The sequence below is a fragment of the Candidatus Poriferisodalis sp. genome (assembly GCF_965203655.1).
Lineage (GTDB): Bacteria > Actinomycetota > Acidimicrobiia > Acidimicrobiales > Poriferisodalaceae > Poriferisodalis.
This window is the reverse complement of sequence record NZ_CBDBDD010000009.1, coordinates 703,096-727,585: the sequence shown is the minus strand read 5'-3', so window position 1 is coordinate 727,585 and position 24,490 is coordinate 703,096. Positions and strand designations below refer to the sequence as shown.

Sequence of the window (24,490 nt, the reverse complement as noted above, 5' to 3'; positions counted from 1 at the left end):
CTGCTCTCTTGGTCAGCCGGGGGTGAGGGCGTCGGTCACGACGGCGTCGGGGATCGCGCCGCCGCCCGCCTGCTCTGTTCCGTCGGCACGGAGCAGCAGCCAGCGGGGGTGATAGCTGACGCCGAGCGTCCTGGCGAGCTGATTCTCGGTATCGGGCAGGTTGGGCAGGTGACCGAGTCCGTAGGAGCTCACGAAGCTTGCGATGGCCGTTGTGGTGTCATGCCCCCCGACGCTGACGAGGGCCAAGTTGTCTCCGTGCAGTGTCTTCAGCGCTGCGACCGCAGGCGCTTCCCGCCGGCAATTCGGTCACCACGGTGCCCAGAACCACACCAGCACGTCGCGGCCGGCAAATGCGCTGATATCGAGGGTCGTGCCGTCGAGTTGCGGGACGGCCAGCGCCAGCACCTTGGGCCTGTTCTCGGTCGGATCAGGTTCGGAGACCGCCTCCTCGGCGTCGTCTTCCTTTTCCTCCTCGACCTCGCCGGCTGTCCCGGCCTCTTCAGACTCCTCAGCTTCCCCAGCCTCTTTGGCCTCGCCGTCTTCTTCGGCCTGTTGGCCGTTGTCGACCTCCGGCTCGGCGGCCTGCTCATCGTCCAACTCGGCCTCTTGCGATGAGCCACCGCCAGCGTCGGTTCCCGATGCTTGGGCGTCGTCGTCGTCGGTGGTCGCGGCAGCGTCCTGTGCTCCCCCGCTGCCGACATCATCGGACTCGTCGTCCGCCGACGGTTCGGCGGCACTGCCGGGCTGATCCTCAGCCTCGTCCTGCTGCTTCGCGGCAGTGTCGCCAGCGTCGTCCGCCGTGGCCTGGTCCGTGGCATCAGCGCCAGCCTCGTCGGCGGGCTGATCAGCGGGATCGACCGGTGCCGTGGTCGGACTCGCAGGCTGCTCGGTCGTCGCGAGCGCTGGTGCGGCCGTGCTGGCAGCCACCGTCTGTGATGTCTCGTCGCTGTCGCTGCTGCAACTGGCCAGCAGGCCCACACCCGCGACGCACGAGGCCGCGACCAGAACCGCTCGGCGCAGTACCAGCATCACGCGACCGAGCGTAACCCGCCTCCGCGCTGGCTCACAAGCGGCATCGAGCCTGGCGCCGAGTGTCTCCGGCATGGCGGAGACGCGCCGCTAGGTTCGTGCCGTGCCGCGCCTGTTCGTCGCCGTGTGGCCGCCTCCCTCCGTGATCGACGAGTTGGCGGCGCTGCCACGGCCATCCAAGCCAGGCGTCAGCTGGACCAAGCCCCACCGGCTGCATATCACGCTGAGATTCCTCGGTGAATGCGACCAAGACGAGGCCCTGAGCACGTTGGAGGCGGCCTCATTCGGGGTGGCGCGGGCGACGCTCGGCCCGGCGCCTGAACGACTTGGTCGGGGCGTGCTCATGCTTCCGGCTGCCGGCGTCGACGAACTCGCCCAGTCCGTCATCGACTGCACTCGCTACATCGGCGACCAGCCGCCGGATCACCCTTTCGTGGGGCACCTCACCGTTGCCAGATTCCGCAAGCGGCAGCCGTCGGTCGAGTGGCCACGCCTGGGTGAGACGTTCGAGGTCGACGAGATCAGCCTGGTCGAGTCAGCGCCGTGGGGCGAGTACCTCGATGTTGCGAAGTTCCCGCTCCACGAGAACGCCGGGCCCGGTCCGTGAGGCGAAGCGGCGCAGCCGGATGTGAGAACCTTGCGGTGAACACCGCAGCAGGGGGAGCCATGGGACTTCACCACGTCGCCTACGCAACACGGGATCTCGAGGCGACCCACCGCTTCTACGAGGACTTGATGGGGTTCCCGCTGGTGCACGCCGAGCAGGCCGAGCGCCCGCACCCCGACGGCGGGCCGACTGGCCACATCAAGCACGTCTTCTACGACATCGGCGACGGCGAGTGCATCGCCTTCTTCTTCATCCAGAACATGGGCGAGCAATCCGACTACAGCACCGACCTCAGCGCAACGGTGGGGCTGCCGGTGTGGGTCAATCACGTCGCCGTTCGGGCGACGCCAGAGCAACAAGAGGCAGCCCGCGAGCGCATGGCAGCCGCAGACATCGAGCCTCTGATGGAGGTGGACCATGGCTGGTGCCACTCGCTCTACTTCGTGGACCCCAACGGGATCATGGTGGAGCTCTGCCGGGACACCACCGGCATCCAGCCCGATCCCGCCGAAGCGCTGGAAGTGATGCGCTCCCCCATCCCCGCCGACGCAACGGCCTGAGCTGCGGGCCGGCCGACAGATGGGCACAACCCGCGAATTCGTCGCGCTGACGAGCGCCAGCGCACCCCGGTCCGGCGTGGGCGGGCATCCCTGCCAAGGCGTCTACCACCGGCCCGATGGACACGAGCCGCGCACCGCGCTCATAGCGACCCACTACAACATCGACTTCAGCGAGCACTACCTGGCCAGCTACATCGCCGAGCGGGGTCTGGGCTTTCTCGGCTGGAACACCCGCTTCCGGGGTGCCGAGCCCTACTTCCTGGCCGATCTGGCGCTGGCCGACATCGACGCTGGTGTCCGCTGGCTGCGCAGCCAGGGCGTCGACTGCGTGGTGCTGCTGGGCAACAGCGGTGGCGGCTCGCTCATGGCCACCTACCAGGCACAGGCCACGGCGCCCAATCTGGTTCCGGAGTACAGCCGGCGAGGCTTGCACCCGGCGATCGAGGATCTGGCGGGAGGCGACCTGTACGTCTCGATCGTGGCGCACACCGGTCGCGCCGAAGTGCTGACCAACTGGATGGACCCGTCGGTCACCGACGAGAACGATCCGCTCAGCATCGATCCGGCCCTCGACCCGTTCTCCCCCGACCGCCAGCCGCCGTTCGGCGCTGATTTCATCGCGGCGTACCGGCGTGCACAGCGGGCCCGCAACGAACGCATCACCGCCTGGTGCAAAAGCGAGCTGGACCGGCTCGCAGCGGCAGGGCACCGCGAGCGTCTGTTCGTGGTGCCGCGACTCTGGGCGGACCTGCGCATGCTCGACGGTTCGATCGACCCCAGCCAACGCACCGTGCCCGGCTGCTACCTCGGCGATCCGCGCCGGGCCAACTACGGAATTTTCGGCGTCGGGACGGTGAGTTCGCTGCGGACTTGGCTGTCGATGTGGAGCCTCGCCGACTCGCAGTGCAGCACCGACCAGGCGCAGCACATCGATCTTCCGGCGATCGTCATCGACGCCGATGCCGATACCGGCATCTTCTCCTCCGACACCGCCAAGATCGTCAACGCGCTGCGCGGCCGGCCCGGCGCACCGGACGTCCCAGCGCACTCCATCTCCGGCGACCACTACCTGACCGAACCCGCCGGTGCGCGGACCGAAGCGGCCGACCTCATCACCGACTGGGTCCGCAGCCACACGGGCTAGAAGGCGCGATCGATGCCCGATTACTTGGATACCGAGCACGCCGAGGTGCTGCGCACCGCCGAGCTGCTGGCCGACGAGCTTGCAGCTCTGTCGGGCCGGGTCGATGAGAGCGACATCGGGGCGGCGGCGCGGGAGGCATCCAAGGCGGCCGGTGTGTTCGGCATGACCCAGCCGATGTCGGTAGGCGGCACCGAGGCCGGCGCTCTGGCGCTGGCCGTCGTGCGTGACACGCTCGGCAGCCGCAATGTGGGTCACCTGCCGGGTGTCTTCGGGCCGTCGCCGGGCGTGCTCGCCGATGTCGGCGAGCCGCTGCGCAGCCAGTTCTTGCTGCCGTATCTCGCCGGTGAGATCCGCAGCGGTTTCGGGTTCACCGAGCCGGCCGACGCCCCGCGCCACACCTGGGCTCGGCGTGACGGCGACGACTTGGTGGTCAACGGAGCGAAGTCATACGTGACGGGGGGCGCGAACTCCGACTTCATCAACGCACTAGTCGAGGTCGACGGGGTCGGCCCGGCGATGGTGCTCATCGAGACCGACCGGGCCGGCGTGACGCTCAAGCAACGATTCGGCACCCTCGACGGCAGCCACCATGCTGCATTCACGTTCAGCGATGTGCGCGTTCCTGCGAGCCACGTCATCGGCGAGGCTGGGCGCGGTCTCCGGCGCGCGATGAGCCAGATCAACGCCACGCGCATGGCGATCGCAGCCGAGTGCATCGGCCAGTGTCGATTCGCGATCGACCTCGTGGAGCAGACGCTGGTCGAGCGGGCGGGGCGGCACGGCTCCACTGAGGAACCGGCGCGAGTCGGCACCGATCTGGAGCGGGTGACGCTAGGAGGTATGCGGATCGACGTCTACGCGGCTCGCAGCGCGCTCTACCGCACGGCGCGCCTGCTCGATGCCGGCGAGAACGCCGTCAACGAAGTGATGGCTGCCAAGTCGCTGGCCACCGAGACACTCAGCCGAATCTGTGACGACGCCGTGCAGCTAGTCGGGGGCACTGCGCTCGTGGACAACCACCCGCTCGCCAGCATCTTGCGACGCGTGCGCGCACAGAGGCTGGCAGAGGGACCCACCGAGGTGCTAGCGGCCAACGTTGCCCGGGGCCGGCTGGATCTTGGCCTCGGCCGCGTGTGACCACGCGGCCGGACGTGATGGCGCGGCCGACTGCGACCGCTTGGCCGCATCCGGGCGCACCGGGGGCGCTGCCCTAGCAAGCAAGCTGGATTGGAGTCAGTCCCAGCCGAGTTCGTGCAGCCGGTCGTCGTCGATGCCGAAGTGGTGGGCGACCTCGTGCACCACAGTCACCAGCACCTCTTCCACCACATCGTCGGGCGTCTCGCACATCTCCAGGATGGGCAGCCGGTAGATGACGATGCTGTCGGGCATCGCCAGCCCGCCGTAGTCGTGACGCTCGGTCAGCGGGATGCCCTCGTAGACGCCGAGCATGTCCGGATCGTCCCCGCGGTCCTCCACGAAGATGGCCACGTTGTCCATGAGCGAGCGCAGCGCGTCCGGAATGTCTTCGAGTGCTTGTTCCACCAGGTCGGCAAACGCGGCCTCGTCCATCTCGAGCACGACTCCATCCTGCCCCCTGCGCATCCTCTAGGTTGCGGGCATGCACGAGCTCGTCGTCACGGGAAATGATCCGGATGCCGCCGCGGAGGCAGCGGCGAGTGTCGGGGGCGTGTGTTACGCAGCAGATCCTGACGAACGTCGTGAGCTCCCCTTCCGCACGCTGGTGCGAGCGATGACCGATGCGCCCGACGCCCTCGCGCCGGCCGCGACGGTGGGCACCTACCTGGCGTTCTCGCGCATCATCCGCGAGCGCCCCCTGGAGTCCGACCCAGGCACGCCCTCTCCGGGCCTGACTGCCATCTTCCCGATGGTTCACCACCCTGCATTGACCCACTCGCAGGGGGACAGCCACTGGCGTGATACCCACGCTCCGCTCGCGCTGCGACATCACCCCGGCATGTGGGACTACACCCAGCTCAGCGTCGTCGGCACCCTCAACGGACCGTCCTATGACGGCTTCGCCTTGGTCTCATTCGCTTCACTCGATGACATGCGTGAGCGCTTCTTCGGCGACGATCACGATCGGGAGGTCATCCTGGCCGATGTCGCGAAGTTCGCCGACACCCAGCGTTCGCCGCGGCGTGTGGTCACCACGGAGACGATCTACCGCCAGCGTCCCCCGCTGCCAGCGGTGACCTGGCCGCACGACTGATTCGCTCGCGTCCCGCAAACGACATTCCGTCCGCCCGCGCCATGAGCCAGCAAGCGCACTCACCGTGACTGCCGCGCCGCATAGCGAAGGGTTCAGCCGCGCACGCCGGATCGCCACGCTGCTGACGCTGGCGGGGGCAGCGGCGGTGTCGCAGTCGTTCGGCCGCTTCACCTATTCGCTGCTGTTCGCTGACCTGCGCGACGGGTTCAGCCTGTCCAACACCGTCGCCGGCGCGCTCGGCTCGCTGAATCTGCTGCTGTACGTGGTGGGCTCGCTGGTGGTTGCACTGACGGTCGGACGCACCGGCCTGAGCGGTGCCGTGCGGATCGGCCTCGCTGGCAACGTGGCCGGCTTAGCCCTGCTGGCCTGGAGCCCGAACGTGGGCGTCGCGGCCTTCGCACTGGCTTTGACGGGATTCTGCGCGGCTGGTGTATGGGTGGGCACTCCCGGGCTCGCAGCGGAGCTGCTGGGACCCGAGCGTCGCGGCGCCGCGGCCGGCTGGATGACAGGCGGTGTGGGCAGCGGCATGGTCGCCGCGGCGGCTATCGACGCGCTCCTGAGCCGGCCCGACGGCACCGAGACTGGCGAGACTGTGCTGACCGCGGCCGATCTCAGCCACCCGCGCAACGTATACCGGGTCGAACTCGTCATCGGTGCTGCCATATTGATCGCCCTCGCCATCGCCGTGCGCAAGTGGTCACGCACACCTGGTCGCACCGGCTTCGGGGGTGCCCGCGCCGCTCTCGCCAAGGTTCCCCGAGCGGGTCAGCTCATCACCGCCTACACGCTGCACGCATTCGTCGTCACGACGGTGCTCACCTTCATCGTGGACCACCTCGAGGGCTACACCGACCTCTTCGACGCGCGGGACGCTGCCATTGCCTTCTCGTCGATCGGCATCGGCAGCATCGCCGGCGGGCCGATCTTCGGACGCTCGGCGGACCGCCTCGGCAGGCGGCGCACGGTCACCATCGGGTTCTGCGTGTCGATGATCTCCATCATCTTCATGACCGCGTACCCCCTGCTCGAAGTGGGCGGGCAGGCGCTGGCGTGGGTGTCGGCATTCATCTTCGGCACGGCGTTCACCGGCATCATCGCCTCGATCGCTGCCCGGGTCAGCGACAGCCTTTCCGGCGATGAGTTCGGCGCCGCCTACGGGGTTGCCACGATCGTGTTCGGCCTCGGCTTGGCGGCCGGACCGCAACTCGGCGGTGCAACAGCCGACTGGTTCGACAGCTTCGGCCCGGCCTTCGGGCTCGCCGTCGCCGCCTGCGTCGCAGGCATCCTGCTCACCGGCTGGGGCGACGACCCATCAGCCTCTAGCTGAATTCGGGCTCGTCCCACCAGGGGAAGTACTCGGGCAGATCCTGGGTGGGGCGCAGCGAGAATTCCGGCGGCCGCTTCTCGAGGAACGATGCAACGCCTTCGTGCGCATCCGCACCGCGACCGAGGTGGAAGATCCCCCGGGAATCGATCTTGTGGGCCTCCATCGGATGGTCGGCGGCGAGCATGCGCCACAGCATGTGGCGGATCACCGTCACCGAGATGGCCGAGGTGTTCTCGGCGATCTCCGCCGCGATGGCCCGGGCAGTCGGCAGCAGATCATCCGGCTCGTGCAGGCTGCGCACCAGCCCGCCTTCGAGAGCCTCGTCTGCGTCGAAGACACGGCCACTGAAGCACCACTCCAACGCCCGTGACAACCCCACGACTCGCGGCAGAAAGTACGACGAGCAGGCCTCGGGCACCACGCCCCGGCGGGCGAACACGAAGCCGATGCGGGCCTTGGTGGAAGCCAGCCGGATGTCCATGGGCAGCGTCATCGTGACGCCCACGCCGACTGCGGGGCCGTTGATCGCCGCAATCAGCGGCTTGTTGCACTCGTACAGGCGCAGCGTGAGCAGCCCGCCGCCGTCGCGCATCCACGCCAAGTCGCCGCCCTCGCCCCGCTCAGAGGCTCGCTCAGCCTTCCGCTCATCTGATTGGCTGTCGAAGTCGAACGTGTCGGCACCGCCGCTCAGGTCAGCCCCGGCGCAGTAACCACGCCCGGCGCCGGTGAAGATCACCGCCCGCACGTCGTCGTCGGCGTCGACGAGGTCGATGGCGTCCATCACATCACGCAGCATCTGGCTGTTGAACGCGTTGAGGCGCTCGGGGCGATTCAGCGTGATGGTGGCGACGCGGTCGTCAACCTCGTACAGGATCGTCTCGAACTCCGGCACAACGCCCCCTCAGTCAGTGGCCGCCCGACGCGGCGGACGGCGGTATCGGCGGCTTTTCTACACGCCCAGCCACTCTCTACGTCGAGCGGCCAGTGCTCTCGGGCCGTGCTACACGTCCAGGAAGCGACTCGCAGCGAACGCAGAGCCCAGCATCCCGACCAGCACGCCGGCGATCACCGTGACGAAGACCACGGTGGTGAATTGGCTGGACGTCACCACGAACGACCTGAAGAACGCCAAGATGTCGGACCTCGAGAACAGCCCCTCGACGTGGCCGCGCAACACCCCGGCCGCGATCGCCCCGATGATCCCGCCGGCGAGCCCGTGCAGCATGCCTTCGAGCATGAACGGGAACCGGATGAAGCTGTTGGTGGCCCCGACCAGCTTCATGACCTCGATCTCACGGCGGCGGGCGAACATCGCCACCCGGATCGAGTTGAAGATCAGCATCACGCTTGCACCCGCCAGCACGATCGACAGCAGCAGCACGATGCCCTGAAACGACGTGAACCAGGTGCGGATGGCGTCAACTTCTTCACGGCCAGTCTGGACCGACATCACTCCGGGCCGTTGGCGGAACTGCGCCGCCAGCGACTCGATCAGCTCGGCTTCGACCGAGCGCGGCACCACCCGGTACGACGGCGGCAGCGCCTCGGGCGACACTTGGGCCAGCAACTCGGGCTGGTCGGCCATCTGCTGGGACACCAGCCCGTAGGCCTCCTCGGAGCTGAAGAACTCGATGCGGTCGATCTCTGGGTGAGTCTCGAGCTCCAGGCCGAGCGCGTCGATCTGGCTCGGATCGATCTGGGGGTCCATGAACACTTCGAACTGGACGCCGCCCTCCCAGCGGTCGAGCGCGTTGCCGCTGGCGTAACCCGCCATCAGCCCCATGCCGACCAGCATCACGCCGACCGCAACGGTCAGGATCGCGGCGAAGGTCAGTGTGAGATTGCGCCGGATGTTGGCCCACGTCTCGCGCGCGAAGTAGCGGATGCGGCTCACGAGCCGGTCCCATCACGCGGCACGGCGTCGGCCGGTGCTGTCCCGTGCTCAGGCTCGCCGCCGTAGGCACCGCGCTGCTCGTCGCGCACGAGCTCGCCGTGCCGCAGGGCGACCACCCGGCGACGCATGCGATTCACGATCGTCTGGTCGTGGGTGGCCATCACCACGGTCGTGCCGGTGCGGTTGATGCGGTCCAGCAGTGACGTCAGCTCTTCGGAAGTGTCGGGGTCGAGGTTCCCGGTGGGCTCATCGGCGAGCAGGATGAGCGGCCGGTTCACGAAGGCCCGCGCCACGCTCACCCGCTGCTGCTCACCGCCGGACAGCTCATCGGGAAACCGCCGCTGCTTGTCCTGCAGCCCGACCAATTCCAAGATGGCAGGCACCTGCGTGCGGATGACGCCGTCAGGACGGCCGATCACTTCGAGGGCGAAGGCCACGTTCTCGTACACGGTCTTGTTGGGCAGCAGCTTGAAGTCCTGGAAGACCGACCCGATGTTGCGCCGCAAGTACGGCACGCGCCAGCTGTTGAGCTTGGACAGGTCCTTGCCGGCCACGTGGATGTTGCCCGTCGTGGCCTTCTCCTCGCAGGTCATCAGGCGCAGCATCGTGGACTTGCCCGAGCCCGACGGTCCCACCAAGAACACGAACTCGCCCTTGGTGATGTTGAGCGACACATCATTGACCGCTCGCGTCTCGCCCTTGTAGATCTTCGTGACGTTGTCGAAGCGGATCATGCGCGCCTTCAGGTCGTGCGGCGGGGTGCGTCCGGCCCGTCCCGCGCCGACATCATCAAATCGCTTCCCACGGTACGCCAGCGGTGCCGCGGTTCTCGGGCACCCCGTGAGCGCCCCGCTATCGCTCTTGTTCGCTCAGCGTGGGGCCACGCCGTCGGGGATTTGCTGGGAGCGTTGCCAGCGCAGGTATGCCTCCATCAGGCCGTCGAGGTCGCCATCGAGCACGGCGTCCACGTTGCCGATCTCCATGCCGGTCCGCAGATCCTTGACCTGCTGGTAGGGGTGCAGCACATAGGAGCGGATCTGGCTGCCCCACGCCACGTCGCGCTGCTCGCCCGCCAGCGCGGCAACCTCAGCCTCGCGTTCGGTCCGTTGCAGGTCGGCCAGCTTGGCCGCCAGCATCTGCATCGCACGATCCTTGTTCTGATGCTGGCTGCGCTCGTTCTGGCAGGCCACCACGATGCCCGTGGGCAGGTGTGTGATGCGCACCGCAGAGTCGGTGACGTTCACGTGCTGACCGCCGGCGCCTGAGGAGCGATAGGTGTCGATGCGCAGGTCGCCCTCGTCGATGGGCACCTCGTCGGACACCTCGTCGAAGAACGGCACCACCTTCAGCGAGGCGAACGCGGTGTGGCGCCGGGATTGCGCGTCGAACGGCGAGATGCGCACCAGCCGGTGCACACCCCGTTCTGCTGCGAGGAAGCCGAACGCGTGCCGCCCCTTGACGAGAAAGGTGGCCGAGCTGATGCCGGCCTCTCCGCCGTCGGTGGCCTCGGTCAGCTCGACGGTGAAGTCGTTGCGCTCGGCCCAGCGCTGGTACATCCGCAGCAGCATCTCGGCCCAGTCGCAGGCATCCGTGCCCCCGGCACCCGAGTTGATCTCGCACACCGCGTCGTTCTCGTCGTGCTCGCCGCTGAACAGCGCCATCAGCTCGATCTCGGCGAGCCTGCGTTCTGCTGCTTCGACCGCCTCGCCGATCTCGGGCAGCAGCTCGGCATCGTCCTCTTCAGTCGCCAGCTCCACGAGTGCGGTGGCATCGTCCACTTCGACGCGCGCCCGGTGCCAGCGATCGATGTCGTCACGCACACGCGACAGCCGGGTGGTGACCGCGCGGGCCCGGTCGGGGTCATCCCACAGCGATGGCTCCGATGCCTCGGTCTCCAGCCTGTTCGCAGCGGTGCGCGCCTCGTCGATCCCGAGGTAGTGATGCGCCTCGCCCACGCGCCGATCCAGGTCCGCCAGCGCGTCGGCGAGATCGCTCAAGGATCGGCTCATCGCAATGTCCCCGCAGCAGGATCTTCTCGTCGCGTCACTTGTTGCTTTCCGCTCTTGTTCCCAATTCTCGAGAGGAACGGGCTCACGGGCCGCTCGGGCCACGGCTTCGCCATTCGGCTCAGCCTCCTAGCGTCCGCAGCAGTGCTTGAACTTGCGGCCCGATCCGCAATGGCAAGGATCGTTGCGGCCCAGCTTCTCCTGGGCCGACTTGACCACGGTGCCAGTCGACGCTGCTGCAATCCGGCGCGACTGCGACGGCCCGGAGGGGCCCCGCGGCGCCGACGGCGCGGGGCCGGCAGCCGATGCGCCGTTGCCGGCTCCGACGGTGGCGGGCGTGAGGTCCGGCGCCGAGTACTGCACGTCGGTTGTCTGGGCTGTGCCGCCAGCCGCCCTCGACCGTGACGCTCCGGCCGGCGGGGCTGCCCCACCGGTGGCCGACTCGCTGTCGATCGGAGCGGGCGTGACCTGTACGTGCATGACGTAGGTGACGAAGTCGCGGTACACCCGCTCGAGCATCGCCCCGAACATGTCGAATCCTTCACGCTGCCATTCGGCGACCGGGTCCTTCTGGCCGATCCCTCGAAGGTGGATGCCCTCGCGCAGGTGGTCCATGTCGGCGAGGTGCTCACGCCATCGCTGGTCGATGAGTCGCAGCATCACCTGCCGCTCGACCTCGCGCATCGCGTCGGGACCGATCTCGGCCTCGCGCGCCTCGTAGTGACGCTCGCCGTCGGCGCACACCAGATCGACGACATCGTCGAAGCTCCAGCCTCGCTGGCCGTCACCCGACTGCGCATCTCCCGACAACTCGGCATCGGTCAGCTCGCTGGGCCAGTAGGTGCGGACCGTGGCCAGCAGCCCGTCGAGATCCCACTCGGTGATCTCGTCGCTGTCGCAATGGTCCGCGACCGCCGCCTCGGCAGCCTCACGGAGGTATCCCAGCGACTCGGCACGAAGGTCGTCACCACCGAGGATCTGCTCGCGGCGCGCGTAGATCACCTTGCGCTGTTCGTTCATCACCTCGTCGTACTTGAGGACGTTCTTGCGGACCTCGGCGTTCTTCTGCTCGACCGTGTTCTGGGCACGCTCGATGGCCTTGGTGACCATCTTCGCCTCGAGCGGCACGTCGTCGGGCAGCGTGCGATCCATCACCCAGTTGACCGCCCCGGTTGCGAACAGGCGCATCAGGTCATCCTCGAGCGAGAGGTAGAACCGGCTCTCGCCTGGGTCGCCCTGACGTCCCGAGCGGCCTCGCAGCTGGTTGTCGATGCGGCGCGACTCGTGGCGCTCGGTGCCGAGCACGTACAGCCCGCCCAGCTTGCGCACCTCGTCGCCCTCGGCCCGGCACTCGGGTTCGTAGCGCTCGACGCGGCGCATCAGATCGGCGGCGTTGTCGGGATCGTCGGGATCCAGCTTCTCGCGCAGCAGGTCGCGCCGGGCCAGGCCTTCGGGATTGCCGCCGAGCAGGATGTCGACGCCGCGTCCGGCCATGTTGGTGGCCACCGTCACCGAGCCCAGCCGTCCCGCCTGGGCGATGATCTCGGCCTCGCGTGTGTGCTCCTTGGCGTTGAGCACGCTGTGGTCGATGCCGCGCCGCTCGAGTGCCGCTGACAGCTTCTCGGAATTCTCGACGCTGACGGTGCCGACGAGGGTGGGCTGGCCCGAGCTGATGCGCTCGGCGAGGTCATCGACGACTGCTTCGAGCTTGGCTTCGGTGGTCTTGTAGATCAGGTCGCCCTGGTCGTCGCGCGCCACGGGCAGGTGGGTCGGCACCGGCACTACGTCAAGTCCGTAGGTGCCGCTGAACTCGGCGGCCTCGGTGGTGGCCGTGCCGGTCATGCCGGCGAGCTTGTCGTAGAGGCGGAAGTAGTTCTGCAGCGTGATGGTGGCGAGCGTCTGGTTCTCCTCCTTGATCGCCACCCCTTCCTTGGCCTCGACCGCCTGGTGGAGACCCTCGCTCCAGCGCCGCCCTTCCAGGATGCGGCCGGTGAACTCGTCGACGATCTTCACCTCGCCGTGGGAGACGACGTAGTCCTTGTCGCGCCGGTACAGCTCCTTGGCCCGCAGCGCTGCGTTCATCTGGTGGACGAGGTTGGCCGAGACCTGGTCGTAGAGGTTGTCGATGTTGAGCGCTCGCTCGACCTTGCTGATGCCCGGCTCGAGCACCGCCACGTTGCGCTTGTCTTCCTCGACCTCGTAGTCGACGTCTCGGGTCATCGTCGCCGCGATGCGGGCGAACTGCTGGTAGAGCTTCGCCGCGTCGGCGACCCGCCCGCTGATGATCAGCGGCGTGCGTGCCTCGTCGATGAGGATCGAGTCGACTTCGTCCACGATGCAGAAGTTGTGCCCGCGCTGGGTCTGGGACTCCCGGTTGGGCGCCATGTTGTCGCGCAGGTAGTCGAAGCCGAACTCGTTGTTGGTGCCGTAGGTGATGTCCGCCGCGTACTGGCGGCGCTTGTGGGAGGCGTCGTAGGGCCCGGGCACCACCAGCCCCACCTCGAGGCCCAGGAACCGGTGGATGCGGCCCATCCACTCGGCATCGCGCGCCGCCAGGTAGTCGTTCACGGTGACAACGTGCACACCCTTGCCGCTCAGCGCATTGAGGTACACAGGAAGCGTCGAGACAAGCGTCTTGCCCTCGCCGGTGCGCATCTCGGCGACCCATCCGAAGTGCAGCGCCGCCCCGCCGATGATCTGCACGTCGTAGTGACGCTGACCGATGACCCGGCGGGCCGCCTCGCGGGTCACCGCGAAGGCGTCTACCAGGACGTCGTTCAGGTCGGCGCCACGGTCGAGCTCGGCGCGGAAGTCACCGGTGCGGGACCGCAGTTCGTCGTCGGAGAGTCGCTCGATGTCTGGCTCGACCGCATTGACCTCGGGAACCAGCGCCTCCAGCAGGCGCAGCTTCTTGCCTTCCCCGGCACGGAGCACGCGCTGAAACAGAGCCACCTTCGCAGGCTACCGCTGGGGTTCGCGCCAGTAGCCGAGATTCTCGGGCCGCATCGATGGGCGCTCGGGGGCGCAGGCGCAGCTTCAGGCGTCGATCTCGATGAGGCCCGCATCGCCGTCCGAGCGCAGGTACACCACGCTGGGCATGCCGCTGTCGGCGTTCACGAATAGGAAGAACTCGTGATCGAGCAGCTGCATGCGGGTCACCGCCTCGGTGGGATCCATCAGCTCGAGGTCGAACGTCTTGCGGCGCACGATGCGCGGCACCCACCCGGGGTCATCGGGACCCGGCGCCGGCTGTGGCGCCGCCTCGCCGTTCACGAGGTCGTTCTCGAGGCGGGCCAGCGGATGGTGCACCTCGTCGCGGTGCAGGTTGGGACGGTGCCGGCGCACGACGCGGGTCTTCAGCTTGCGCAGCTGCTTGCCGAGCTTGCCGACTGCGAGATCGACCGCTTGATGCTGATCGACCCCGGCGACCGAGGCCCGCACATGATGGCCATGGCCGAGCAAGGTGACCTCCACCTGCTCGCGCTCGGTGATGCGTGGATTCTTCTCCTCGCGGAACACCACTTCGGCTCGATCCAGCCCACCTACGAACCGGTCCAAGGCCCCGATCTTCCGCTCTACCGCAGCCCGCACATCGTCGGGAACCTGAACTTTTCGACCCGTGATGGTGATCTGCATCGCCTCAGCTTTCTGAGCGGCTGCTCGGCTCGGTCGGCGCCGCTCGGAACAAAGGGAGTGCCATGTTAGGCACCTGCGGGGACGCGGTCGCGACCCCGTCGTGCACACGCTGCCACATGGACGGCGGCAGCACCGGCACCCTCCAGCGCAGCGGCCGCCGCCCGCAGCGTGGCCCCGGTCGTGAGCACATCGTCGACGAGCAATACCCGGCGACCCACTGCGCTCGAACGGCCTGCGAAGCGGGGTCCAGACAGCCTCGCTGACCGTCCGGTGCCCGACTGCGCACCGGAACCGATCCGTCGCAGCAGGCGCGCAGGACGTACCCGCAGCGCCCTGGCGGTGGCACGCGCCAGTGTCTCTGCTTGGTCGAATCCGCGGTCCCGTCGATGAGCTGCCGTCGTCGGTGCCCAGGTGACTGTGTCAATCTGCATCGGCTTCGCCGACGCAGTGTCAATCCGCACCGGCGAAGCCGACGCTGTCACGCCCAGGTGGGTGAGCGCGAGCGAGTCTCCCAGCCACCTGGCGATCGCGCGCTCGCCGCGGTACTTGAGCGCATGGATGAACTCGCGCCCGACCCCCGAATGGGAGAACAGCAGCGCGACCGAGTCTGCACCGGGCACCGAGGCTGGCTCGGGTGCCTCCAGTGCTTCTATGCACGCAGCACAGGGACACCAGCCCAACAGCCCACAGCCGGCGCATCGCACCTCGAACAGCACGGGCCGACCATAGGTGCGGCCCTGCGGACCGCTGAAGCGATTAATTCCGCTAGTAGCGGTAGCGGTCCGCCTTGTAGGGACCGTCGGCGTCGAGACCGAGATAAGAGGCTTGCCCCGGCGTCAACCGGGTGAGCTTCGCGCCAAGCCGGTCGAGATGCAGCCGAGCCACTTCCTCGTCCAGCCGCTTGGGCAACACGTGAACATCTGCCTCCAGCTCCTCTGCATGTGCGTGCAACTCGAGCTGGGCGAGCACCTGGTTCGTGAAGCTCATCGACATGACGAAGCTCGGATGCCCGGTCGCACAACCGAGGTTCACCAAGCGACCTTCAGCCAGCACGATCACCGAGTTCCCGCTGGGGAACACGAACTCGTCCACCTGCGGCTTGATCGAACGGCGCCGGACATCGGACATCGCGGCCAGCCCCGCCATGTCGATCTCGTTGTCGAAGTGCCCGATGTTGGCCACGACCGCCTGGTGCTTCATGGCCGACATGTGCTCGGCCGAGATGATGTCGCGATTGCCCGTCGCGGTGACGTAGATGTCGGCGAAGTCGAGCACGTTCTCGAGCCGATCCACCTCGAAGCCCTCCATGGCGGCCTGCAGCGCGTTGATCGGGTCGATCTCCGAGACGATGACCCGGCAGCCTTGGCCGCGCAGCGCCTGCGCGCACCCCTTGCCGACGTCGCCGTAACCCGCCACGAAGGCCACCTTGCCGCCCAGCATCACGTCGGTGGCCCGGTTGATGCCGTCGATCAGGGAATGCCGGCAGCCGTAGAGATTGTCGAACTTCGACTTCGTCACCGAGTCGTTGACGCTGTAGGCCGGGAAGGTCAGCTCCCCGCGTGCTGCCATCTCGTAGAGCCGGTTGACGCCGGTGGTGGTTTCCTCGGAGACACCTCGCAGACCCGCCGAGATCTCGGTCCACAGGCCGGGTTCGGTGCGCTGGATCTCGTCGAGCAGCTCGTGCACCGCCGCCTCGTCGGGCGATGCCGCATCGGGGCCGTCGACTGGCAGGCTCGGCACGCTGCCCTGAGATTCGTAACGAGCCCCGAGGTGAACCATCAGCGTGGCGTCGCCGCCGTCATCGACGATCAGCGTGGGGCCGGGCCCATCGGGCCAACGAAGCGCACGGAAATTGCAACGCCAGTATTCGGCGAGCGTCTCGCCCTTCCATGCGAACACGGGCACGCCTTGCGGGCTGTCCACGGTGCCATCGCGCCCCACCACGACGGCCGCCGCGGCCTCATCCTGGGTGGAGAAGATGTTGCAGGACGCCCAGCGCACCTGCGCGCCCAGGTCGACCAGCGTTTCGATGAGCACAGCGGTCTGCACCGTCATATGCAGGGAACCCGTGATGCGCGCTCCTGCCAGCGGCCGGGAGTCCATGTGCTGCGCACGCAGGGCCATGAGCCCGGGCATCTCGGTCTCGGCCAGCTCGATCTGGAGCCGTCCTGCAGCCGCCAGGCTCAGATCGGCCACCTCGAAATCATCGATCAGGCGCGACGGGGGGGTCATGGGATCACCTCGCTTGGAGTCGGCCGACAGCCTGCCGTCTCAGGCAAGGAATGCCTTCAGCTCTTCGAGCAGCGGGATCGGGCCGGGGTCGCGCTGGGCTGCCGAGGCGAAGCGGAGGCTCAGCACGTCGACCTGGTAGATGAGATCGAACAGCTGCGCCAACGCACCGTCGCCGGCGGCGCGCAGCTCGCAGTACGGCACGCCGACGCGCCCGCCTGCGAGGACGCCTCGTGTGAAGTCGTAGCGACGCTGTATCTGCGGATGCTCGAAGTCGTGTCGCAGCGCGACGACCGCGAGCGGCGAGCCGCTGCTGGGTGAGCCGACGAGGTCCCATCCGGCCAGCTCGTTGTGGCACAGCTCGGGCATGGCGCTGGCGTAGGCGGGCATCTTGACGTTCTCGTTGACCTGGGCCTTGGCGCGACCCGCCGCAACCATGCCGAGCGCACCGGCGCCATAGAAGACCGGCACCATGTCCCCTGCGCCGACGGCACGCACCAGCTCGTCCAGATCGCTGCGGGGCTCAACGGCCCGGCGCACGCGGAGCTGCTGAACCGCTGCGGTGACCCAGTCGGAGACCCCGCTCAACAGCCCGACCCTCTCCAGCGCGACCAGCGGAGCAACTGAGATGGCTCCCACCGCTGCTCTGGGCATCGGGATGGTGCCGTCGACCTCGTACAGCGGGACGTCCCACTGGCGGGCCAGCTCGCCCAGCCGCCCACCCGAGGTGACGGCGATGATCGAAGCCCCGGCCTGGTGGGCGGCCGTGACTGCCTCGAGCGTCTCTTCGGTGTTTCCGCTGAACGACACCGCGATCACCAGCGTCGACGGGCGGACGAACGCGGGGCACTCGTAGCCCTTGGCAACAGTCACCGGCACCGACATCTGAAGCGACGCCAGCGCAGCCACGATGTCGCCGGCAACGCCCGACCCGCCCATGCCCAATGCGACGACACCGGCGATCGGCTCGCCGGGGGTCGGTCCTGGCACTGCCGACGCGGCGGCGAGCGCTGCTTCGAGCTGCTCAGGGAGGGAGTCGACCGCAGCCGCCATTCCCATCGAGTCAGTCACTGGTCTGTCTCGGGCCTGGATGAGCAGTGGGCACGAAGGTCGGGCTGAGCTCGCCGTTCGCGATGCGCGCGTCGTACGTCGCCGCTGTGGAGGGATCCACCTCGGCGGCCTCGTCGATCAGCAGCACGGGAATGCCGCCGTCGATCCGGTAGGCCCGACCAAGGCGTGGGTTGTACAGCAGGTCGGCCTCATCGACGCAGTACAGCGGTCCCTTGTCTGCCGGACACGCCAGTATCTCCATGAGCACCGGATCAAGACCCACGCACGCCTCCTGAGACCTCGAACAGCCGCGCGCCGACGACGGCTGCGGATCTGATCATGCCAGCAGCGTGTTGATCTCGCTCACTCGCTGCGCCACCGCTGCGGCGTCAGGAGCCTCGAGATTCAAGCGGAGCAACGGCTCGGTGTTGGACGGCCGCAAGTTGAACCACCAGTCGCCCCCGTCCACGGTCAATCCGTCCAGCCAGTCCTGCGGCAGCTCGGCGAAGTGCGCCGCAGTGCGGCGGAGCACCTCATCGACATTGGCAACGCGGGTGTTGATCTCACCCGATGAGGCATAGCGGTCGAGCGGCGCGAGCAGTGCAGACAAGGGCACAGCGGCACTGCTCAGCGTCTCGAGGGCGATGAGCGCAGCGATGAGACCGGAATCGGCCCGGTAGTTGTCGGCAAAGTAGTAATGGCCGCTGTGCTCGCCGCCGAACGTGGCACCGGTGCGGGCCATCTCGGCCTTGATGTAGCTGTGGCCCACCCGAGTGCGCACGGGCTGGCCGCCGGATTCGACGATGACCTCGGGAACAGCCCGAGAGCAGATGAGGTTGTGCAGGATCGGCCCAGGCCCGTGACGTCGCAGCATGGCCTGCGCGACCAGCGCGGTGAGCATCGACCCGGTCACGGGGCGGCCCCGCTCGTCGACTAGGAAGACGCGGTCGGCGTCGCCGTCGAATGCGAGGCCGACCTCTGCGCCGGTGACCAGCACTCGCTCGCTCAGATCGACGAGATTCTCGGGCCGGATGGGGTCGGCGGGGTGGTTGGGAAACGTGCCGTCGAGCTCGCCGTAGAGCAGCTCGACCTCGAAGGGCAGCGGCTCGAAGACCGCCGGCACGACATGACCGCCCATGCCGTTGGCCGTGTCTGCCACGACGCGCAGGGGCGCCAAGCTCTCGATATCGACAAACGAACGGACGTGATGCGCAAACGTGTCGAGCAGGTCGCGTCGGGTGCGCCGTCCCCGGGCATCGCCTACGACGCTGCCGGCCGCTGCTCGCTGAGCGATCTCGGCGAGGCCGCTGTCGGCACCCACTGGCGCAGCGCCAGGTCCGCACAGCTTGATGCCGTTGTATTCCGCCGGGTTGTGCGAGGCCGTCAGCATTGCCCCCGGCACGTCGAGGCGGCCGGAAGCGAAGTAGAGCAGGTCCGTCGAAGCGAGCCCGAGATCGATGACGTCGACCCCGGCCGACTGCACGCCGTCCGCGAACGATTCCGCCAGCTCGATGCCGCTCGGACGCATGTCGCGGCCGAGCGCGATGCACGCGGCACCTGACCACTCGGCGAACGCAAAGCCGAGCGCTCGCGCGGTGGACGGGCCCAACTCCTCCGGGCAAATCCCACGTATGTCATATGCCTTGACAATGCCCGCCAAGACATCGGCAGATACAGGATCGATGCGTGCCTCCATAAGCCTGCAAAGCCTAAAGGACCGCGCAGTAGTGCGCGGCGTTCTGCGGCAACGCCCTTGCAATTCGCGCCCGCTTCTCCCTATGGTGGTTGCAGAGAGTGGGATACGAACCTGCCTGAAGCAAGCGAGAGGTGTGATGAGCAAGAGCAAATACCAGCCAACAGAACGGGAACAATTGGTTCTTGATGCGGTCGAGAACCCCAGATACGACCGCCAGATTGTCAATGGTCTCGAGCCCTTCATGAGTGGCTCTGCACCCGACGAATTCAAGAGTTTCTATACCTCACAAGAACTCGCAGACTTAGAGGAATTACGCGGTACTGAGCGCGATGTTGAAGCGCGAATGCCAGTCAAATTGACGCGTCATTATTTTGATATGGCGACGTCAAGTTCGGCACTACAAAAACTTGTGAAGGCATCGCCGGATGAAACAGTGGACTTGGAGGGGGATCCGGATCCTGCGAATCAATTGGACTACAGCCCAATCGAAGGACTTCTGCACAAGTATGAGATGGGTTTGCTGTATGTCATTTCGACATGTTCAGCACATTGCCGCTTCTGCTATAGGGAAGAACTCATCGGCCGCAAGGAAATCGAACGTGCTGACGGCACGCTCAAGAAGAAGGGCCTTGCGAACGTTCTGGAGATAACTGATTACATCCGGTCGCATAACGAAGCAGTCGCTGCCAATGGCGGTACGCACCCCGAGACCGGTCGACCGAAGCTGAGAGAGATCCTTCTCTCCGGCGGCGATCCGATGGTGCTGCCCAATTCCAAGCTGGCTGCTTGGTTCACATCGCTGGCGGAGGCCGGCACCGAAGCCATCCGTGTCGGCACCAAGGAGCTGGCGTTCTACCCCGATCGCTTCGACGATGCGTTCTTTGCGATGATCGATCGCTTTCACGAGGTCTATCCGGATGTCGCGATGCGATTCATGATCCACTTCAACCATCCCGACGAGTTCCTCGTCAAGGATGCCGACGGCAGCTACATTGCGGACGACAAGGGTTTCCTGCGCTGGCGTGCGAACACGCGTCAGGCCCTTGACGCGCTTGTCGCGCGCGGCTGGATCAGCGTCGAGAACCAGACACCGATCATTGCCGGCGTCAACGACGACCCCGACGCTCTGCGGATCCTGCAGCGGACGCTCAAGGGCGTCGGCGTCGAGAACCACTACTTCTTCTGCGGGCGCAACATCGTGGCCTATAAGGCGTTCAACGTGCCGATCGAGCGGGCGTGGCAGCTGCTCAATGACTCGCAGCGCGGCCTGTCGGGCGTGGAGTCGCATGCGCGGCTGACCATCGTGCACTACAAGGGCAAGACGGAAGTCTCTGCAGTGACCGACGGTCCGATCGCGGGGCTGCGGGGAGCCGAGAACGGCGTTGTGATCTTCAAGGTGCTGCGCAACCCGGCCCACGCCCCCGACCGGGGCAAGGTGACGATCGTCGGCCGGAACCCCGAAGCCCTCTGGTTCGACGAGTACGAAGACCGGGTGCTGGCAGACGAAGCCGGCCTCTTCAGCCAGCAGCGTCCGAGCGGCGTCGCCATCCCGCGCTCGCGCTCACGGCACCACGGCGTCCGCGACGGCCGGTCTGCCCCGACGGCGAGGCCTGCGCCGCTCATGGCCGTCGTCGGGGGCACCGATCGTCGGCCGCATCCCAAGAGCCCCGCCAGCGGCACCCCAGAGCCCGCCGTGCGCGACGCCCAGGAGGCCTGACCGGCTCACGCCTGGCTGGCTTCAGCGTTCGACGGCGCGGGTTCGGCGTCGTACGCGCCGGCTCCGGCGCGGTGGCGGATGCGCCAGATGTCGACAACCACCCTCAGCGACTGTGCTGCGAGGCGGACCGTGGTGTCCGCAGTGTGGTCGACCGCCACGGGGACCTCGGCCGCCGTCAGACCGAGATGCTCGACGAGGTACAGCACCTCGACATCGAAAGCGAATCCGTCGATGACGCAGCGCCCGAAGATCGTCTGCGCAGCCTCTGCAGTGAAGCCCTTGAAGCCGCATTGGGTGTCGCGATAGCGGCGGAGCAGCACGACCCGTGTGAACGCGTTGAACAGGCGACTCGCGAACGCTCTCGCTGCGGGCGCGGGAGTGATCGTGCGGGCTTCGGCATGACGCCGGCTGCCGAGTGCGACGTCGGCACCGGCTTCCAACACATCGATGAGCGAGTTGAGCTGACCGGGCGGATAGGCCAGATCGACATCAGTGAACAGCCGGAGCCGCCCGCTGGCCGCCAGCATGCCCGCCCGCACCGCAGCGCCCTTGCCGCGATTCGCAACCTCGGCAACGACGACATCGGCACCGGCGCGCCGAGCCGCCTCCGCGGTGCCGTCAGTGGACCCGTCGTCGACCACAACGATCTCGAGGTCGCCGCCGGTGGCGGGGTTGTCGCGCAGGGCGGCGCTGACCTGTGCCACCGCCGAACCCACCAGGTGTGCAGCCTGATAGGCCGGCAGCACCACCGACACGGCTGGCTGTACGCGCCCGGTGTCTGCTGGGTACGGGCCGTCGCCCGCGTCGAGCTGCGCAGTTGCTGCCTCGAGCTGTGCTGCGCGTCGAGTCTCGGCGGCCAAGCGGCTCTCGAATCGTGCCGGTGGCCGGACGGCAACGAGCGCCAGCGCCGCGAGCCCGATGAGCGTCGTCAGCCACGCGAGATACTCGACCGCGGTGGCGCCGTAGGTGAGCTCGACGTCGGGACCGGTGGGGATCACCACCATCCAATTCGGCGTGACGCGATAGGGGCCATCGGCGCCGTCGACTGACCAGTTCGGGAAGTAGGACATCTTGACGAGCACCGGCACGCCGGGCTCGTCGACCGAGAACGACAGCCGATCCTGGCCGATGTGGGGGTCACTGATCTCCACAGGTGCCAGCGCGCGTCTCGGGGCTGCGCTAAACCGCGTCAATGAAGCTGGCGGAGCACCGTCAGGATTGGGAGGCGGCAGCAGCGTCACCCGAGACCAGTGCGGCGGGCCGTCTGCGGCGATGGGCACGTCCCACGCCGCTGGGTCGTTGAACCAGATCACCGCTGGATCGGTCCAGGCTCGTCCAGCGTGGGACACGCCCTCGGCGACGGCGGGCTCGAAGCGCAGCGGCGACACCACGTCGCTGTTGACCACGAAGTAGATCCTCCACGGTCCCGAAGAGGCAATGTGCTCCAAGCCGGTCGAGCTGTTCGCCGCGGCGATGGCCTCAGCGCTGAACGCTGCGTAGTAGCGCACTCCCGACATCTGCAGGTGCGGAACGCCGAGCCCGAAGTCCAAGGCGCTGTATGGCAGGCCACGCATGGGGCGTGATGGCGCCGCCGACAGTTCCGACTGCACAAGGAAATGGAACGGCACAGTCGGCGACGACTCGAAGTAGAGCCCTTCCATCGAGGCGATGCAGCTGTCGGTCCATTGCGGCAGCAGCATCGGAGCCATCGGCGTGCCGTACGCGCCCACGATGTCGCGGTCATATTCCCACAGCAATCGCCCGCAGCCGTGCTGCTGGCCGACCTCGTCCATCACCGCGACGAAGTCGTAGTACTCGGGATAGTTCGGGTGTCCCTCGTAGCCGCGGAAATTCCAGCGTGCCCATCCCGACACAAAGTTGCGGTCCTCCGAGGACACCGTGAGGGGACCCCAGCGGTAGGCCCCACCGGCGTCGCGACTGCCACCTGGGAGCTGACCGAAGCGCAACAGCAGCAGGCCCAGAGCTGCGATCAGCGCTACGACCGGAATCGCCGTCCGTATCCACGGCACGACCGCAGGTCGCGACTCATCCGCCTGATCGGGCGCAGACCGCCGGCGTGTCCGTCCTGCGATGATGAGCCACAGACCCATTGCCGCCAGCAGGTACAGAGCCAGGTACCAGAACGGCAGGATGCGTGCGTTCCACAGGCGGTGCTGGGGCCAGTGGACGAATCCCATGGCCATGGTGAACGCGATCACCGTCCACGTCATCGCCGGGCGGTACCAGCGGGCAAGACCCACCACTGCACCCACGCCGGCGAGCACCAGCAGCCAGGTGATGCTGTGAAAGGTGCCCTCTCCGCCGATCTCGTCGGTGAAGAACAAGTGCTCCCGCACCGAGGTGAGCCGCTCCCAGCCCATGTCATTCATGAATGCCCGGCGGGCTGCGAACGGCACCGTCCAGAACGCCGACACAGCTCCGCCGATCACCCCGATGACGAGCGCGTGCCAAGACCTGCGCCACTCCGCCAGCGCGAGGGCGGCGACCGCCGCAGCAGGCACTGCGAGACGCCACAGCGGTGCCTCGGTGATGTTCCACACGGCGACCCACAGCATGGTTGCTGCCATCGACACGCCGATCGCCGGCACCCGGCCGATGCGATCCGGCAGCGTGTGCAGGCCGCGCACCGCCACCATTGCGACGCTGGCTGCGACTGCGAACGCGAGCGGTATCGGATGGCAGAGCGCGACGAACGCCAACACCAAGCTCGTCCGGGCACGGCCGGTGCCCCGCTCGAGCGAGCGCCACAGCATCCCGAGGTACACCAGCGTCGCCGACAGCGCGATCGAGAACGCGAACTCCCCCGCCAAGGTGGATGCGGCGTTCCCGCCGTAGATCGTGAAGTTCACGTCGAAGACGAACAGCAGCCCCGCTACCGGCAGCAGCATCCGCAGCGGCTGCGCCCAGCCCGCCAGCCGGCCCATCAGCCACGCGGCTGCGGGCATCGAGACGACGCCGCTGATGGCCACCAGCTTGAAGGCGACACCCGAGGGCAGCACCACGTCCGCTGCCACGATCAATAGGTAGGGCACCACCATGTAGAACTGCATGGCGGGCATGCCCGCGTACCACTCGGTCGTCCAGCCGCGCAGCGAGCCCGATGGCAGAAGCTCGTCTTTGAGGAACGAAGGTCCCCACACGTGGGCGCCCATGTCCCCGCCGGTGGGCGTCGCAGCCGAGAAGATCTCGGCCGGATGGAGCCACAGAAAGACAGCCACGCAGCTCGCCACGACCACTGCAGCTTCTACCGACGCCGCCAGTGCTGCCCCCCTGCGCGAGGGGCGCATGGTCAGTGCGGCCACCAGCGCAGGTTAGTGCTGTGCCCAGAGCGGATTCGCGCGGCT

At 67.4% G+C, this 24,490-nt stretch carries 22 protein-coding genes; 7 read left to right on the top strand and 15 right to left on the bottom strand.

The annotated features are described in order from the left end of the window. Positions 1-12 precede the first annotated feature (12 nt). Together ACOGW9_RS14695 and ACOGW9_RS14690 are read right to left on the bottom strand one after the other, a co-directional pair. A complete protein-coding gene (locus tag ACOGW9_RS14695) occupies positions 13-192 on the bottom strand; it encodes a hypothetical protein (RefSeq protein WP_419912544.1) in 180 nt (59 codons plus the stop codon). 114 nt (positions 193-306) lie between these two features. Further along, positions 307-1,032 (bottom strand): hypothetical protein, encoded by a 726-nt coding sequence (locus tag ACOGW9_RS14690; protein ID WP_419912542.1) that lies wholly within the window; start codon positions 1,030-1,032, stop codon positions 307-309. Positions 1,033-1,132: 100 nt separating this feature from the next. On the opposite strand from ACOGW9_RS14690, the gene thpR reads away from it, so the two are divergent. Genes thpR through ACOGW9_RS14670 form a run of 4 tightly spaced genes read left to right on the top strand, consistent with a single transcriptional unit; the run spans position 1,133 to position 4,477 of the window. After that, positions 1,133-1,636, top strand: coding sequence for an RNA 2',3'-cyclic phosphodiesterase (gene thpR, locus ACOGW9_RS14685; protein ID WP_419912540.1), 504 nt, complete (start codon positions 1,133-1,135; stop codon positions 1,634-1,636). A 35-nt stretch (positions 1,637-1,671) separates the two neighbouring features. Then, positions 1,672-2,196, top strand: a complete 525-nt coding sequence (locus ACOGW9_RS14680; RefSeq protein ID WP_419912538.1) for a VOC family protein — start codon at positions 1,672-1,674, stop codon at positions 2,194-2,196. Between the two features lie 19 nt (positions 2,197-2,215). Then, the gene (locus tag ACOGW9_RS14675) at positions 2,216-3,340 is read left to right on the top strand and encodes an alpha/beta hydrolase family protein (protein ID WP_419912536.1); all 1,125 of its coding nucleotides are present in this window, start codon (positions 2,216-2,218) and stop codon (positions 3,338-3,340) included. A 12-nt stretch (positions 3,341-3,352) separates the two neighbouring features. Further along, positions 3,353-4,477, top strand: coding sequence for an acyl-CoA dehydrogenase family protein (locus tag ACOGW9_RS14670; RefSeq protein ID WP_419912534.1), 1,125 nt, complete (start codon positions 3,353-3,355; stop codon positions 4,475-4,477). 96 nt (positions 4,478-4,573) lie between these two features. On the opposite strand, the gene ACOGW9_RS14665 is transcribed toward ACOGW9_RS14670, so the two are convergent. Beyond that, positions 4,574-4,918 (bottom strand): metallopeptidase family protein, encoded by a 345-nt coding sequence (locus tag ACOGW9_RS14665; protein ID WP_419912532.1) that lies wholly within the window; start codon positions 4,916-4,918, stop codon positions 4,574-4,576. 40 nt (positions 4,919-4,958) lie between these two features. Between ACOGW9_RS14665 and ACOGW9_RS14660 the strand changes: the two genes are divergently transcribed. Then, entirely contained in the window at positions 4,959-5,570 is a 612-nt protein-coding gene (locus tag ACOGW9_RS14660) for an EthD domain-containing protein (RefSeq protein ID WP_419912530.1), read from the top strand. Between the two features lie 64 nt (positions 5,571-5,634). After that, a complete protein-coding gene (locus tag ACOGW9_RS14655) occupies positions 5,635-6,897 on the top strand; it encodes a CynX/NimT family MFS transporter (RefSeq protein ID WP_419912528.1) in 1,263 nt (420 codons plus the stop codon). Here the strand turns inward: ACOGW9_RS14655 and ACOGW9_RS14650 are convergent. The 11 genes from ACOGW9_RS14650 to manB all read right to left on the bottom strand — a co-directional run bounded on the left by ACOGW9_RS14650 (position 6,890) and on the right by manB (position 19,408). Next, the gene (locus ACOGW9_RS14650) at positions 6,890-7,789 is read right to left on the bottom strand and encodes a crotonase/enoyl-CoA hydratase family protein (protein WP_419912526.1); all 900 of its coding nucleotides are present in this window, start codon (positions 7,787-7,789) and stop codon (positions 6,890-6,892) included. The genes ACOGW9_RS14655 and ACOGW9_RS14650 overlap by 8 nt on opposite strands. A 108-nt stretch (positions 7,790-7,897) precedes the next feature. Continuing rightward, positions 7,898-8,791: a cell division protein FtsX gene (locus tag ACOGW9_RS14645; RefSeq protein WP_419912524.1), complete on the bottom strand. Its 894-nt coding sequence runs from the start codon at positions 8,789-8,791 to the stop codon at positions 7,898-7,900. Beyond that, positions 8,788-9,525 (bottom strand): cell division ATP-binding protein FtsE, encoded by a 738-nt coding sequence (ftsE, locus tag ACOGW9_RS14640; RefSeq protein ID WP_419912522.1) that lies wholly within the window; start codon positions 9,523-9,525, stop codon positions 8,788-8,790. The genes ACOGW9_RS14645 and ftsE overlap by 4 nt, the downstream gene beginning before the upstream one ends. Positions 9,526-9,660: 135 nt before the next feature. After that, on the bottom strand, positions 9,661-10,788 hold the full coding sequence (gene prfB / locus ACOGW9_RS14635; RefSeq protein WP_419913095.1) for a peptide chain release factor 2: 1,128 nt from the start codon (positions 10,786-10,788) through the stop codon (positions 9,661-9,663). A gap of 138 nt (positions 10,789-10,926) precedes the next feature. Further along, positions 10,927-13,749 carry a preprotein translocase subunit SecA gene (gene secA / locus ACOGW9_RS14630; protein ID WP_419912520.1) on the bottom strand — a complete coding sequence of 941 codons (2,823 nt, stop codon included), beginning with the start codon at positions 13,747-13,749 and terminating at the stop codon, positions 10,927-10,929. Between the two features lie 84 nt (positions 13,750-13,833). Continuing rightward, complete coding sequence (hpf, locus tag ACOGW9_RS14625; protein ID WP_419912518.1) at positions 13,834-14,433, bottom strand: ribosome hibernation-promoting factor, HPF/YfiA family; 600 nt, start codon at positions 14,431-14,433, stop codon at positions 13,834-13,836. Positions 14,434-14,498: 65 nt separating this feature from the next. Next, a complete protein-coding gene (locus ACOGW9_RS14620) occupies positions 14,499-15,053 on the bottom strand; it encodes a ComF family protein (protein WP_419912516.1) in 555 nt (184 codons plus the stop codon). Positions 15,054-15,198: 145 nt separating this feature from the next. Then, complete coding sequence (gene ahcY, locus ACOGW9_RS14615) at positions 15,199-16,665, bottom strand: adenosylhomocysteinase (RefSeq protein ID WP_419912514.1); 1,467 nt, start codon at positions 16,663-16,665, stop codon at positions 15,199-15,201. Positions 16,666-16,704: 39 nt separating this feature from the next. After that, positions 16,705-17,733, bottom strand: coding sequence for a bifunctional phosphoglucose/phosphomannose isomerase (locus ACOGW9_RS14610; RefSeq protein WP_419912512.1), 1,029 nt, complete (start codon positions 17,731-17,733; stop codon positions 16,705-16,707). Beyond that, on the bottom strand, positions 17,726-17,974 hold the full coding sequence (locus ACOGW9_RS14605) for a Trm112 family protein (RefSeq protein ID WP_419913093.1): 249 nt from the start codon (positions 17,972-17,974) through the stop codon (positions 17,726-17,728). Before ACOGW9_RS14605 ends, ACOGW9_RS14610 begins: the two co-directional genes overlap by 8 nt. Before the next feature lie 75 nt (positions 17,975-18,049). Beyond that, positions 18,050-19,408: a phosphomannomutase/phosphoglucomutase gene (gene manB, locus ACOGW9_RS14600; RefSeq protein WP_419912510.1), complete on the bottom strand. Its 1,359-nt coding sequence runs from the start codon at positions 19,406-19,408 to the stop codon at positions 18,050-18,052. A 136-nt stretch (positions 19,409-19,544) separates the two neighbouring features. On the opposite strand from manB, the gene ACOGW9_RS14595 reads away from it, so the two are divergent. Then, positions 19,545-21,125, top strand: coding sequence for a KamA family radical SAM protein (locus ACOGW9_RS14595; protein ID WP_419912508.1), 1,581 nt, complete (start codon positions 19,545-19,547; stop codon positions 21,123-21,125). Between the two features lie 5 nt (positions 21,126-21,130). Here ACOGW9_RS14595 and ACOGW9_RS14590 read toward each other — a convergent pair whose 3' ends face one another. Further along, the gene (locus ACOGW9_RS14590) at positions 21,131-24,448 is read right to left on the bottom strand and encodes a glycosyltransferase (protein ID WP_419912506.1); all 3,318 of its coding nucleotides are present in this window, start codon (positions 24,446-24,448) and stop codon (positions 21,131-21,133) included. Positions 24,449-24,490 lie beyond the last annotated feature (42 nt).

Coding starts and splice junctions, on each gene's coding strand:
- ACOGW9_RS14660 (WP_419912530.1), top strand. CDS start 4,959: ATGCACGAGCTCGTCGTCACGGGAAATGATCCGGATGCCGCCGCGGAG.
- ftsE (WP_419912522.1), bottom strand. CDS start 9,525: ATGATCCGCTTCGACAACGTCACGAAGATCTACAAGGGCGAGACGCGA.
- ahcY (WP_419912514.1), bottom strand. CDS start 16,665: ATGACCCCCCCGTCGCGCCTGATCGATGATTTCGAGGTGGCCGATCTG.
- ACOGW9_RS14675 (WP_419912536.1), top strand. CDS start 2,216: ATGGGCACAACCCGCGAATTCGTCGCGCTGACGAGCGCCAGCGCACCC.
- manB (WP_419912510.1), bottom strand. CDS start 19,408: ATGGAGGCACGCATCGATCCTGTATCTGCCGATGTCTTGGCGGGCATT.
- ACOGW9_RS14605 (WP_419913093.1), bottom strand. CDS start 17,974: ATGGAGATACTGGCGTGTCCGGCAGACAAGGGACCGCTGTACTGCGTC.
- hpf (WP_419912518.1), bottom strand. CDS start 14,433: ATGCAGATCACCATCACGGGTCGAAAAGTTCAGGTTCCCGACGATGTG.
- ACOGW9_RS14670 (WP_419912534.1), top strand. CDS start 3,353: ATGCCCGATTACTTGGATACCGAGCACGCCGAGGTGCTGCGCACCGCC.
- ACOGW9_RS14595 (WP_419912508.1), top strand. CDS start 19,545: ATGAGCAAGAGCAAATACCAGCCAACAGAACGGGAACAATTGGTTCTT.